This window comes from Emcibacter sp. SYSU 3D8, assembly GCF_039655875.1.
Taxonomy (GTDB): Bacteria; Pseudomonadota; Alphaproteobacteria; order SMXS01; family SMXS01; genus RI-34.
The window spans coordinates 344,419-357,540 of sequence record NZ_JBBYXK010000001.1 but is presented as its reverse complement, the minus strand read 5'-3'; the positions used below and the strand labels follow the sequence as shown (position 1 = coordinate 357,540).

Genomic DNA, 13,122 nt, shown 5'->3' with positions numbered 1-13,122 from the left:
GTCACGTCTGTTCAGTTAATCTCTTAGACAGGCGGTACAAGACCATGACGAAACAACTACTCCATCTTGTTCTGGGTGGGCGGGTCAAGAGCACGGCATCGACCGAATTCGAGGATCTCGGCGACGTCGATGTCGTGGGCCTTTATCCCAATTATGCCGAGGCCCTCAAGGCCTGGCGCGGCAAGGCCCAGTCCACGGTGGACGACGCCCGCATGCGCTATTTCGTGGTTCATGTGCACCGTCTGATGGACCCGGATGAGGACCACGATCACGACCAGTGAACCGCGGCGTCTTGCGGCACGGCACCTGCAAAATCGCGGGTGCGCGATGCCTGCGGAACATGGACTTGAGGCGGCCTTTGGCCTATGTGGTAAACCATGAGCAATGTCGAGGTCATCAAGGGCGAGAAGCCCGAGCGGGTCCGCAAGCCGGACTGGCTGCGCGTCAAGGCGCCCGGCTCCGAGGAGTACATGAAGACGCGCAGGCTGATGCGCGATCTGAAGCTCAATACGGTGTGCGAAGAGGCGGCCTGTCCGAATATCGGCGAGTGCTGGACCCAGAAACACGCGACCGTGATGATCCTGGGCGACATCTGCACCCGCGCCTGCGCCTTCTGCAACATCAAGACCGGTATGCCGCGCACCGTCGACCATGACGAACCCGAGCATGTGGCGACGGCAGTTGGCGAACTGGGCCTCGAGCATGTGGTGATCACCTCGGTGGACCGCGACGACCTGCCGGATGGCGGCGCCAGCCAGTTCGTCAAGGTCATCACGCAGATTCGCGAGCATTCGCCCGGCACCACCATCGAGGTGCTGACGCCCGACTTCCTGCGCAAGAAGGGCGCCATCGAGGCGGTCGTCGAGGCGCGGCCCGATGTCTACAACCACAATCTGGAGACCGTGCCGCGGCTCTACACCTCGATCCGGCCGGGCGCGCGCTATTACAATTCGCTGCGGCTGCTCGACAGGGTCAAGCAGCTCGATCCGTCGATCTTCACCAAGTCGGGCGTCATGGCAGGTCTCGGCGAAGACAAGCGCGAGGTCTATCAGGTGATGGACGACATGCGCGCCGCCGAGGTGGATTTCCTCACCATCGGCCAGTATCTGCGTCCCACGCCGCGGCATGCCGAGGTCGCCCGCTACGTGACGCCGGACGAGTTCGCGTCCTATGCCAGGATGGCGCGGGCCAAGGGTTTCCTGATGGTGTCGGCGTCGCCGCTCACCCGCTCGAGCTATCACGCCGGGCAGGACTTCGCACAACTCCGGGCCAACCGGGAAGAGCAACTGGCCAAGGCGCGCTGAACGCGCCGGTCACCAAGAAAAGCGCGAGGGTCATGCACAGGCACGCGGAAAAGCGGGTGCTGCCACACACAGCCGAACAGATGTTCGCCGTCGTCGCTGATGTGGAGCACTACGATGAATTCCTGCCCTGGTGCACCGGTGTGCGGGTCTTCAAGCGCGAAGAGGGCATGTTCCTTGCCGACCTGATGATCGGCTACAAGGCGATCCGAGAAAAATTCACCTCGAAAGTCGAGCTTTTCCCCCACGAGCGGATCAAGGTCGCCTACCTGACCGGGCCCATGCGGCACCTGAATAACGACTGGCAGTTTATCGCCAATCCGGACGGCACCTGCACCGTGGATTTCTACATTGAGTTCGAATTCCGCAGCCGCCTGCTGGAAAAGCTGATCGGCGGCGTCTTCGACGAGATCGTCAAGCGCATGGTCAGCGCCTTTGTCGCCCGGGCGGACGCGCTGTACGGCTCAGATAAGCGACTGCATCAGCTCTAGCGCCAGCTCAACCGACCTGCGGCGGACCACGGAGCGGCCCAGGTCACCGAACTCCATTTTCCTGTGTATGGTTTCGCCGCCGCGGCGGGCGGCCGCGAAGTGCACCAGTCCCACGGACTTGTCGGTGTCGTCCTTCGGCGGGCCTGCAATGCCGGTAATGGCCACCGCGACGTCGGCGCCGGAATTCGCCAGCACGCCGGCGACCATGGCGCGCACGCACGGTTCGCTGACGGCGCCGGGACCAGGGCGGTTGAGTATATCCAGCGGCACGCCGAGCAAGTCGTGCTTGGCCGCGTTGCTGTAGGTCACGAATCCGCGGTCGACCACGTCGGAAGATCCGGGCACTTCGGTCAGGCAGGCCATGACCAGGCCACCGGTGCAGGATTCGGCGGCCGCCAGCTTGAGCTTCCCGGCCCTGGCGGCCGCGAGCACGTCGCGGGCGAGGGGAATCAGAGCGTCGGTATCCATGGTCCACCTGCGAAAAGGATGAGGAAAAGCTGCAGCAGAATGAAGGCGAACAGCCCGGCGAGCATGTCGTCCTGCATGATGCCGATGCCGCCCCGGCCGTGCTTGTCCAGAATATGGATCGGCCACGGCTTGAAGATGTCGAACAGCCGGAACAGCACGAAGGCCGCCAGCCAGGCCCACAGCATGCCGGGCGGGATCAGCAAGCAGGCGATCCATTGGCCGGCCACCTCGTCGATCACCACCTCGCCCGGATCGGTCTCCACGAAATCCCGGATGTAATGGGCCGAGGACCAGCATCCCAACCCGAACACCAGCAGCGCCCCGGCAAGCAGGGCCAGCGGCCCCCAGAAGGTCTGGATTGCCCAGGCGAAGGGGAGCGCGGCCAGCGAGCCGAATGTGCCGGGCGCCTTGGGGATCAGCCCGATCCAGAACCATGTGGAGGCCAGGGTGGATGGATGGAACAGATGCGGCCTCATGGCGCGTCTGGCAGCAGCAGGCTGCAGGCGGCCTGGGCGGCAATGCCCTCGCCGCGGCCGGTGAAGCCAAGTTTCTCGGTCGTGGTCGCCTTCACGTTGATGCGCCGCGCCGGGATGCCGAGGATTTCAGCCAGTACGGCGGTCATGGGCTGCACATACGGCGTCACCTTAGGCGCCTCGCAGATGATGGTCACGTCCACATTGGCGATGCGGCCGCCCTGGGCGCGCACCAGCCTGACCGCCTCCTCGAGGAACAGACGCGACGGCGCGCCTTGCCATTGCGGATCGCTGGGCGGGAAATGCCGGCCGATATCGCCGGCGCCGAGCGCGCCGAGGATCGCATCGACCAGCGCGTGCAACGCCACGTCGGCGTCCGAATGACCGATCAGGCCCTGGCTGTGGGGAATTCGGTGACCGCAGAGCATGACATGATCGCCGGGACCGAGCCTGTGCACGTCGAATCCGGAGCCGCTGCACGGCAGCATGGCGTGGGCAGACAGTGCTGCGACATCTTCCGGAGTGGTCACCTTGATGTTCCTCTCGTCGCCGTCGATCACAAGCACCGTGTGGCCGGCCCGTTCCGCCACGGCCGCATCATCGGTCAGATCGGTCACGTCCGCCAGAGTCCGGTGCGCCTCCAGGATGGTGCGGTAGTGAAACCCCTGGGGTGTCTGTGCGCGGCGCAGGCTATCCCGGTCGATATTGCCGGTGATGGTGCCGCCAACGACCTGCTTGATGGTGTCGGTCACCGCGAGACCGGGAATGACTGCCTCATAATTGGACAAAGCATCGACGATGGACCGGATCAGCATGGCGGAAACGAATGGCCGCGCGGCGTCGTGAATCAGCACCAGGTCGGGCTGTCCCGCGGCCAGCGCCTCGAGGCCAAGCCGTACGGATTCCTGCCGGCTCGTACCGCCCGAACAGGGCTCGGGAAGGCCAAGCCCCGCCGTGGAGCGATCATAGAGCGGCCGGTCTCCGGGATGAATCACCACCTGAACAACATGGACCAAGCCACTGTCCAGGAATGCCTTCACCGAATGGCGCAGGATAGGCTCGCCACGCAGGTCCAGATATTGTTTGGGCAGCGGAGCCCCGGCCCTCTGGCCTCGGCCCGCCGCGACGATCAGGGCTGCAACTTTCACGATTGGTCCGGCCGGTGCTGCGCGATAAAGTTCATACCTGTGTGTGCGAGAGTTTTCATTGGGGGTCAACTGTGTGATAAACACTTGCACAAATTGGCGTCCTTGCTTAGGAAATCAGCAGCCACAAAGGTTGCATAAAAAATGACCATCAAGATCGGCCAGCTTTCCATTAGCGACCCAGTCGTTCTCGCGCCCATGTCCGGCGTGACCGACATGCCTTTCCGCAAGCTTGTGAAGCGCTACGGCGCCGGCCTCGTCGTGTCGGAGATGATCGCCAGCGAAGCGATGATCCGCGAAACGCGCAGGACCCAGCAGATGATTGCCAAGTCGGCCGAGGAGCAGCCCCTGTCCATGCAGCTTGCCGGTTGCGAGCCCAAGGTAATGGGCGAGGCGGCCAGGCTGAACGAGGATCTGGGCGCGGCCATCATCGACATCAACATGGGCTGCCCGGTGAAGAAGGTGGTGAACGGCGAAGCAGGGTCGGCGCTGATGCGCGACCTGGACCACGCCTCCCGCATTATCGAGGGCACGATCGAGGCTGTCTCGGTGCCGGTGACGCTGAAGATGCGCACGGGCTGGGACCTCAATTGCCGTAACGCGCCCGAACTGGCGCGAATTGCCCAGGACCGCGGCGTGCAAATGGTCACCGTCCATGGCCGCACCCGCAATCAGCTTTACAAGGGACACGCCGACTGGTCGTTCGTGCGCCAGGTGAAGGAGGCCGTGAGCATCCCGGTCATCGTCAACGGCGACATCAACGGCTTTGACGATGTGGACGAGGCGCTGAAGCAATCCGGCGCTGACGGGGTGATGATCGGCCGCGGCGCCTATGGCCGGCCCTGGTTCCCGGGGCAGGTGGTTCATTACCTGCGCACCGGCGAGAAACTGCCGGATCCGTCCATTGCCGAACAGCTGGACGTGCTGCTCGAACATTACGAGGACATGCTGGCGCATTACGGTCTGGAGACCGGCGTGCGTGTCGCGCGCAAGCATATCGGCTGGTACTCGAAGGGCATGGTGGATTCGGGCGAATTCCGCGACCGGGTCAACCGGCTTGACGATCCGGTACAGGTGCGCGCCATGATCCGCGCCTTTTACGAACCACAGCTCGAGAGACTGGCGGCCTGATGCCGTCCGTGGCCAGCCTGTTCAAGGGTCGGGGGCAGTCGCCGCTGAGCAGCGACATGCTGGTCAACGCATTGCCCGATCCGCTGCTGGTGGTCGACCCGTCGGATCGCATCCGCTTTGCCAATCTGGCCGCCGAGCAGTTCTTCCAGTCCAGCGCCAAGGTGCTGCAGACCCAGGGATTGAGCGAGGTCATGCCGTTCGACAGCCCGCTGATCGCGCTGGTCGGGCAGGTGCGCTCGCGTGGATCGTCGGTATCCGAATATGGTCTCGTCGTGGCGACGCCGCGGATCGGCATCCATAACGTCGATGTCCAGATTTCTCCCGTATCCGAAGACCCGTCGATGCTGGTGATTACACTGCGCGAGCGCGGCATCGCGAGCAAGATCGACCACCAGTTGCTGCAGCGGGGCGCCAACCGCTCGATCGTCTCCATGGCCGCGGTGCTTGCCCATGAGATCAAGAACCCGTTGTCCGGCATCCGCGGCGCGGCCCAGCTTGTCGAAAGTTCGGTAGGATCCGAGGACAAGGCGCTGCTGCGCCTGATCTGCGAGGAAACCGACCGTATTGTCGCACTGGTCGATCGTATGGAGGTGTTCTCGGACCCGCGGCCCATCGACCGCGCGCCGATCAATATCCACGAAGTGCTGGAACATGTCCGGCGGTTGGCCGAGAACGGCTTTGCCCGGTCGGTGAAGTTCAGCGAAATGTATGATCCGTCGCTGCCGCCGGTGCAGGGGGACCGTAACCTGCTGATTCAGGTGTTCCTCAACCTGGTCAAGAATGCCGCCGAGGCAGCACCCGACGATGGCGGCGAGATCACGCTGACCACGGCCTATCGCCAGGGTGTGCGCGTGGCGGTGCCCGGAACCCGGGAACGCATCAACCTGCCGCTCGAGATCTGCGTCATCGACAATGGCTCCGGCGTGCCGGACGACCTTCAATCCCACCTGTTCGATCCGTTCGTGACCACCAAGCCCGGCGGCACCGGACTGGGTCTGGCGCTGGTCGCCAAGATCATCGGCGACCATGGCGGAATTATCGAGTGCGACAGCGTTGCGCGAAAGACCGTGTTCCGCGTGCTGCTGCCCACCGGTCCGCGACCACCCAAAGGCAGTAGGCAGCGCGCATGAGCGACGGAACGATACTGGTAGCCGACGATGACCGCGCGATCCGGACGGTGCTGAACCAGGCGCTGGGGCGGCTCGGCTACGACGTTCGGACCACTGGCAACGCGGCCACGCTGTGGAGCTGGGTGGCGAACGGCGAAGGCGATCTGGTCATCACCGATGTGATCATGCCTGACGAGAACGGGTTGGACCTGCTGCCGCGCATCCGCAAGGTGCGGGGCGATTTGCCGATCATCGTCATGAGCGCGCACAACACCCTGAGCACGGCGCTGAAAGCCACCGAACGCGGCGCCTATGACTATCTGGCAAAGCCGTTCGATCTGACCGAGCTGACCAACGTGGTCAAGCGCGCGCTGGCCCGCCCCAAGCGCGCCGATGCGCCAGACCAGTCACTCGACGACGACGACATGCCGCTGGTCGGCCGGTCGCCGGCCATGCAGGAAATCTATCGTGTGCTGGCGCGGCTGGTGCCCACCGACCTCACGGTCATGATCTTCGGCGAGTCTGGCACCGGCAAGGAGCTGGTCGCCCGGGCGCTGCACCAGTTCGGCAAGCGCCGCAACGGTCCGTTCGTCGCCATCAACATGGCCGCCATTCCGCGCGAGCTGATCGAGAGCGAGTTGTTCGGCCACGAAAAGGGCGCCTTTACCGGCGCCACGTCGCGCCACAGCGGCCGCTTCGAACAGGCCCAGGGCGGCACCCTGTTTCTCGACGAGATCGGCGACATGCCGCCCGAGGCCCAGACCCGGCTGCTGCGGGTGCTGCAGGAAGGCGAATACACCACGGTCGGCGGCCGTACCCCGATCTCGACCGATGTGCGCATCATCGCCGCCACCAACCGGGACCTGCGCCAGCAGATCCATCAGGGTCTGTTCCGGGAAGACCTGTTCTACCGCCTCAACGTGGTGCCGCTGCGCCTGCCGCCGCTGCGCGACCGGCTGGATGACATTCCGGACCTGGTGCGTCACTTCCTCAATCAGGCCGGCCAGGAAGGCCTGCCGCAAAAGGCGTTCGACAATTTCGCGCTGGAGCGTCTGAAGCGTCACAACTGGCCCGGCAATGTCCGCGAACTGGAGAATGTGGTAAAGCGCATCGTCGCGCTCTATGCCGAGGAGATCGTCGGCGTCGAGGTGGTGAGCGCCGAGCTTGCCGAGACCGAGCGGCGTATCGTCCCGGCCGGCGGCGTCGAGGCCGACAATCTGGCCGGGGCAGTGGAGAGCCACCTCGAGCGTTATTTCGCGGCTCATGGCGACGGCCTGCCGCCCAAGGGGCTCTATGACCGGATCATCAAGGAAGTCGAGCGGCCGCTGCTCAACATCGTGTTGACGTCGACCCGGGGCAACCAGATCCGTGCTGCCGAACTGCTGGGCCTCAACCGGAACACCTTGCGCAAGAAGATTCGCGAGCTGGACATCCCGGTCAATCGGGGCCTGAAGTAGCCATCCGCCCCGTTGGCAAATCGGTGATGCAAATTTGCAACATTATGTTACCCTGCGCCCGCGCCGCTCCCGGCGCGATGGTTGAATCGGGATCTGAAGCCGTACTGAATGTCGAGCCTCGGCGGCACGTCTGATAGACCCAAACGGGCGCTGGTTCCCGGCTGGATCAAGCAACTTACGCACAATCGTTGGGTTCCCGCCGCGCTGGCGGTGATCGCGGTGATCTGGGGCGTGGTGACTTATGTCCTGCTGAGCCGCGGCCTGGTCGCCGTGGATTCGAGCGGCGCCATTGCCCTGATCTTCGGCAATCTGGCCATCGTCACCGTGCTGGCGGTGTTGATCACCCGGCGGGTCGTCCGGTTATGGGTGGCCCGGCGCACCGGTCTTGCCGGCTCCAGGCTGCATGTTCGGCTGGTGACGCTGCTCAGTCTTGTCGCGATCATCCCGACAATCATTGTCGCCATGTTCTCGGCGCTTTATTTCAACCTGGGACTGCAGAACTGGTTCTCGGATCAGGTCCGCGGCGCGGTCCACAACTCGGTGCGGATCGCCGAGGACTACATGGAGGAGCACAAGAAGAGCATCTCGCGCGATCTGATCGAGATGGCCTCGGTGCTTAACAGCCGTGCCGACGAATTTCGCTTCGAGCCGAAGAAGTTCGACGAGGAGATGCAGAATCAGGCGCGAAGCCGGTCTTTCAGCGAGGCCATCATCCTGTCGCGCAACGGGACGATCTATTCCAAGTACAACGGGCTGTTTGGCGACACATTGGCGCGCACGTCGGCGCTGCCGCGGCGCGCCATGGCGCAGGCCGAGGCCGGCGGCGTCGCGGCCATGACCAATGCCAACGACGATTATGTGGGCGCGCTGATCAAACTCAGCGGCTATTGGGACCGCTATCTCTATGTGGGCCGCAACGTCGAGCAGCGGGTGGTCGAGCAACTCGACCGGACACGGCACCACGCCGCCGAATACGAGCGGCTGGAACAGCGCCGCGGGTCGCTGCAAACCAACATCAACATCACCTTCGTGGTGCTGGCGCTTTTGATGCTGATGGTGGCCGTTTTCGTCGGCATCTGGTTCGCCAGCCGGCTGATCGCGCCGATTACCGACCTTGTGCGCGCCTCGGAACGCATACGCGAGGGCGACCTGTCGATCCGCGTGCCGGAGGGCGAGGGCGACGACGAGATCACCGTGCTGTCGCGCACCTTCAATCGCATGACCGACCAGCTGCAGGGCCAGCGGGACGAGCTTATCGACGCCAACATCCAGCTCGACCAGCGTCGGCGGTTCACGGAAGCGGTTCTCGAGGGCGTTCTGGTCGGCGTTATCGGGCTCAACGCGCGCGGCGAGGTCGACCTGTCCAACCGCGCGGCGCTTGCCATGCTGGAAGAGACCGAAACCTCGCTGAAGGGCAGGAAACTGGTTGCCTCCGTGCCCGAGCTGTCCGAGTTGTTGACTGAAGCCGAAGACAATCCGGACGAGTTCGTGCAGCAGCACATCAATATCGTCCGCGATGGCCAGGCGAGAAACCTGCTGGTGCGGATCTCGTCGGAGCGGCTCGATGGCGAAATCACCGGTTTCGTGGTCACGTTCGATGACATCACCGAACTGGTCGCCGCCCAGCGCACCGCGGCCTGGGCCGACGTGGCGCGGCGCATCGCCCACGAGATCAAGAATCCGCTGACACCCATCCAGCTTTCGGCGGAGCGTCTGAAACGGAAGTACCGCAAGGAAATCATCACCGACCCGGACGTGTTCAGCCATTGCACCGACACCATTATCCGTCAGGTTGGCGACATCCGGCGCATGGTGGACGAGTTCTCCGGCTTCGCACGGATGCCGGCGCCCACATTCAGGCCGGAAAACATTACCGAGATCGCCCGCCAGACCCTGCTGTTTCTCGAAGTGTCCTCGCCGGACATTCGCTTCGAGTTCCACGGCGACGAGGAACCGGTGACGCTGAACTGTGACGGGCGGCAGGTGGCGCAGGCGCTGACCAACATCATCAAGAATGCCTCGGAATCCATTCACGGCCGCAAATGCGGCGAGGGCGAGCACCTGCCTCCCGGCCGCATTGACCTGACTGTTATTTCGGACGTCGATTCGGTGGTCATCTGTGTCGAGGACAACGGCCTGGGCCTGCCCAGGGAGCACCGCGACCGGCTCACCGAACCCTATGTAACCACACGCGAGAAAGGCACCGGATTGGGACTGGCGATCGTCAAGAAGATCATGAGCGACCATGGCGGCGAGTTGCTGCTGGAGGACCGGCCGCTGGGCGGCGTACGGGTCCGGCTGGTATTCTCGCGCGAACACGCGGCCGAGTTGGTGCCTGAACCCAGAATCGCAACGGTGGGCTGACCCATGTCACACGACATTCTGATCGTTGATGATGAAGTGGACATTCGCGACCTTGTCGCGGGCCTGCTGGAGGACGAAGGATATGAGACCCGGAGCGCCGGCGACAGCGACAGTGCGCTTGCCCAGATCGAGCAGCGCCGTCCCAACCTGGTGATCCTGGATATCTGGCTGCAGGGCAGCCGCCTCGACGGGCTGGAATTGCTGGACTTCATCCGGCGCGACCATCCTGACGTACCGGTGATCATCATCAGCGGGCACGGCAACGTGGAAACGGCGGTTTCAGCGATCAAGCGCGGCGCATCGAATTTCATCGAAAAGCCCTTCAAGACAGACCATTTGCTGCATCTTGTTCAGACCGCAACTGAAGCCGCCCGGCTGCGCCGCGAAAACGAGGAGCTGCGCGCCCGCTACATGCCGACGGACGAGCTGGTGGGCGCGTCTTCTGCCATCAACAGCGTGCGTCAGGTCGTCGAGCGCGTGGCACCAGCGAACAGCCGGGTGCTGATCGCGGGCCCGACCGGTTCCGGAAAGGAAGTGATCGCCCGGCAGATTCACAAGCTGTCGTCCCGCGCCAACGGCCCGTTCGTGGTGGTGAATGCCGCCAACATCGCGCCCGAGCGCATGGAGATCGAGCTTTTCGGCATCGAGCGCAAACAGGTGGGACAGGTGCAGAGCCGCAAGATCGGCCTGTTCGAGCAGGCCCATGGCGGCACCCTGTTTCTCGATGAAGTGGGCGACATGCCCATGGAGACCCAGAGCAAGATCTTGCGGGTGCTGGTCGAGCAGATGTTCGAGCGGGTCGATGGCAGCCGCAAGGTACAGGTCGACGTGCGGGTGATGAGTTCGACCACCAAGGATCTGCGGCATTCAATCGAGAGCGGGCGGTTTCGCGAGGACCTCTATCATCGTCTCAACGTGGTGCCGATCCAGGTGCCGCCTCTCAGCGCGCGGCGCGACGACATCCCGCTGCTGATCGACTATTTCATGGAGCGGCTGGCGACCTCGGGCGGCATGGCGCGGCGCGAGGTCAGCGCCGATGTGATCGCGGCGCTGCAGGCCTATGAATGGCCCGGCAATGTGCGGCAGCTCCGCAATGTGGTGGAGCGCATGCTGATCATGGCGGCTGAAGATGTGCTGGAGCAGATCGGCGCCGACATGCTGCCAGCCGAGATCAACGGAACGAGTTCCACGCTCGTGCGTGCGGGCCAGGGTGAGGCCATCATGTCTGTACCATTGCGCGAGGCGCGGGAGGCGTTCGAGAAGGAATATCTGCAGGCGCAGATTACCCGGTTTGGCGGGAATATCTCGCGCACCGCCAGCTTCGTCGGCATGGAGCGCTCGGCGCTGCATCGCAAGCTGAAGTCACTGGGATTGCAGACCGGCGAGCGCAGAGCCGGCGAAGAGGACGAATGAACATTATCGTCTGCGGGGCCGGGCAGGTGGGCGCGTCCATCGCGCATCATCTGGCCCAAGAACACCACGACGTCACCCTCATCGACATTTCGGCGGAGCTGATCCACAGGCTGACCAATACATTGGACGTTCAGGGCGTCGTCGGCCATGCGGCCCATCCGGATATTCTGGAATCCGCGGGCGCCGCCCAGGCTGAAATGCTGATTGCGGCAACGCATTCGGACGAAGTCAACATGGTTGCCTGCCAGGTGGCGCACACGCTGTTCAGCGTCCCCACCAAGGTGGCCCGGCTGCGCACCCAGTGCTATCTCAACCGGGATTGGCGGACGCTGTTCGGTCCCCAGCAAATGCCCATCGACCTGATCATTTCGCCCGAGCTCGAGGTGGCGCGCGCCATCAGGCGTCGGGTCGACACGCCGGGCGCGTTCGACGTGGTGCCGTTCGCCGAAGACCGGGTCTACCTGCTGGGTATCGCCATCGGTCCTGATTGCCCGGTGATCGACACACCGCTGCTGCAACTCACCGAGCTGTTCCCCGACCTCCATGTGCGGGTCGTCGGCATCAGGCGCGGCGAGACCACCATTGTCCCCGACGCCGAAGAGCAGCTGCGGCCCGGCGACCGGGTCTATGTGGTGACCGAGAAGGGGCAACGGAACCGGGTGCTGGCCGCTTATGGCCACGAAGAGCCCGAGGCCCATCGCATCATCATCGTCGGCGGCGGCCATGTGGGGCTCTATCTGGCACAGGAGCTGGAAGCAAGCGGCGGCGGCTTCAACCTGCGCATCATCGAGAGGTCGGAAGATCGCGCGCGCTATGTCGCCGATCAGCTGGAGCGCGCCGTGGTGTTGCACGGCGATGCCCTCGACCAGGACATCCTGCGCGAGGCGCATGTGCAGATGACCGATACGGTGATCGCCGTCGCCAATGACGACGAGACGAATATCCTGTCCTCGCTGCTGGCCAAGCGGGAAGGGGCCAAGCAGGCGATTACCCTCGTCAATAACCCGGTTTACGGGCCATTGCTCCCGTCGCTTGGCATCGACGTCTATATCGATCCGCGGGCGACTACCGTGTCGACGATCCTGCGTCATGTACGGCGCGGTCGTATTCGCGGCCTGCACTCGCTGAGCGCGGCGGGCGCCGAACTGATCGAGGCCGAGGCCCTGGAGACGCTCGAAATCCTCGATACGCCGCTGCGCGACGCCAAGGTGCCGCCGGGCGTGCGTTTCGGCGCCATCGTGCGCGGCGACCAGGTGATCATTCCCCGCGGCGACACGGTGATCCGCATCGGCGACCGGGTGATCATCTTCGCGCTGGCGGAGCAGATCAAGAAGGTCGAGCAGATGTTTTCTGTGCAGCTGGGCTATTTCTGAGCGAGGTCTGCGTCGCACGACGGTCTTCCATTCGGCAGACGATCCCACCTTGTCCTCGGGGGTAAAACATCCCATTTTGTGAAGGTGCCGCCCCAACGGCGCCCCCGAATAATAAGAGAAGGAAAAACCCCTCAATGGCTTCCGACCGGTCGCAGAATGTTCAGGACGTCTTTCTCAACCACGTCCGCAAAGAGAAGACCCCGGTTACCGTCTTCCTCATGAATGGTGTGAAACTTCAGGGCGTCATCACCTGGTTCGATAATTTCTGTATCCTGCTGCGCCGCGACCGGCACTCCCAGCTGGTCTACAAGCATGCCATCTCGACGGTCATGCCTTCGGCGCCGATCCAGCTGTTCGAACCGGCCGACGAAGACTCCGACGGAGAATAGTGTTTGAC

Annotated in this window: 13 protein-coding genes; 10 read left to right on the top strand and 3 right to left on the bottom strand. The window is 63.7% G+C overall.

Annotated elements, in window-relative coordinates:
• Window positions 1–44 precede the first annotated feature (44 nt).
• From WJU21_RS01830 to WJU21_RS01820, 3 genes are all read left to right on the top strand, one after another.
• Window positions 45–281, top strand: coding sequence for a DUF4170 domain-containing protein (locus WJU21_RS01830; RefSeq protein ID WP_346321671.1), 237 nt, complete (start codon window positions 45–47; stop codon window positions 279–281).
• 96 nt (window positions 282–377) lie between these two features.
• Window positions 378–1,304, top strand: a complete 927-nt coding sequence (lipA, locus tag WJU21_RS01825) for a lipoyl synthase (RefSeq protein WP_346321670.1) — start codon at window positions 378–380, stop codon at window positions 1,302–1,304.
• A gap of 32 nt (window positions 1,305–1,336) precedes the next feature.
• Window positions 1,337–1,792: a type II toxin-antitoxin system RatA family toxin gene (locus WJU21_RS01820; RefSeq protein ID WP_346321669.1), complete on the top strand. Its 456-nt coding sequence runs from the start codon at window positions 1,337–1,339 to the stop codon at window positions 1,790–1,792.
• On the opposite strand, the gene WJU21_RS01815 is transcribed toward WJU21_RS01820, so the two are convergent.
• From WJU21_RS01815 to WJU21_RS01805, 3 genes are read right to left on the bottom strand one after another with little or no spacing between them, the layout of a single operon-like run.
• Window positions 1,766–2,260, bottom strand: a complete 495-nt coding sequence (locus WJU21_RS01815) for a CinA family protein (protein ID WP_346321668.1) — start codon at window positions 2,258–2,260, stop codon at window positions 1,766–1,768. The genes WJU21_RS01820 and WJU21_RS01815 overlap by 27 nt on opposite strands.
• Window positions 2,242–2,736 (bottom strand): phosphatidylglycerophosphatase A, encoded by a 495-nt coding sequence (locus WJU21_RS01810; RefSeq protein ID WP_346321667.1) that lies wholly within the window; start codon window positions 2,734–2,736, stop codon window positions 2,242–2,244. The genes WJU21_RS01815 and WJU21_RS01810 overlap by 19 nt, the downstream gene beginning before the upstream one ends.
• On the bottom strand, window positions 2,733–3,881 hold the full coding sequence (locus tag WJU21_RS01805; protein WP_346321666.1) for a bifunctional 2-C-methyl-D-erythritol 4-phosphate cytidylyltransferase/2-C-methyl-D-erythritol 2,4-cyclodiphosphate synthase: 1,149 nt from the start codon (window positions 3,879–3,881) through the stop codon (window positions 2,733–2,735). Before WJU21_RS01805 ends, WJU21_RS01810 begins: the two co-directional genes overlap by 4 nt.
• A 141-nt stretch (window positions 3,882–4,022) precedes the next feature.
• On the opposite strand from WJU21_RS01805, the gene dusB reads away from it, so the two are divergent.
• The 7 genes from dusB (at window position 4,023) to hfq (ending at window position 13,114) form a co-directional block, all read left to right on the top strand.
• Window positions 4,023–5,009: a tRNA dihydrouridine synthase DusB gene (gene dusB, locus WJU21_RS01800; RefSeq protein ID WP_346321665.1), complete on the top strand. Its 987-nt coding sequence runs from the start codon at window positions 4,023–4,025 to the stop codon at window positions 5,007–5,009.
• Complete coding sequence (locus WJU21_RS01795) at window positions 5,009–6,139, top strand: ATP-binding protein (protein WP_346321664.1); 1,131 nt, start codon at window positions 5,009–5,011, stop codon at window positions 6,137–6,139. Before dusB ends, WJU21_RS01795 begins: the two co-directional genes overlap by 1 nt.
• Window positions 6,136–7,575, top strand: a complete 1,440-nt coding sequence (ntrC, locus tag WJU21_RS01790) for a nitrogen regulation protein NR(I) (protein WP_346321663.1) — start codon at window positions 6,136–6,138, stop codon at window positions 7,573–7,575. The genes WJU21_RS01795 and ntrC overlap by 4 nt, the downstream gene beginning before the upstream one ends.
• Window positions 7,576–7,683: 108 nt before the next feature.
• Window positions 7,684–9,939 carry a PAS domain-containing sensor histidine kinase gene (locus WJU21_RS01785; RefSeq protein WP_346321662.1) on the top strand — a complete coding sequence of 752 codons (2,256 nt, stop codon included), beginning with the start codon at window positions 7,684–7,686 and terminating at the stop codon, window positions 9,937–9,939.
• Window positions 9,940–9,942: 3 nt separating this feature from the next.
• The gene (locus WJU21_RS01780; RefSeq protein ID WP_346321661.1) at window positions 9,943–11,352 is read left to right on the top strand and encodes a sigma-54 dependent transcriptional regulator; all 1,410 of its coding nucleotides are present in this window, start codon (window positions 9,943–9,945) and stop codon (window positions 11,350–11,352) included.
• Window positions 11,349–12,725 carry a Trk system potassium transporter TrkA gene (trkA, locus tag WJU21_RS01775; RefSeq protein WP_346321660.1) on the top strand — a complete coding sequence of 459 codons (1,377 nt, stop codon included), beginning with the start codon at window positions 11,349–11,351 and terminating at the stop codon, window positions 12,723–12,725. Before WJU21_RS01780 ends, trkA begins: the two co-directional genes overlap by 4 nt.
• Window positions 12,726–12,859: 134 nt before the next feature.
• Entirely contained in the window at window positions 12,860–13,114 is a 255-nt protein-coding gene (gene hfq / locus WJU21_RS01770) for an RNA chaperone Hfq (RefSeq protein WP_346321659.1), read from the top strand.
• Window positions 13,115–13,122: the final 8 nt, after the last annotated feature.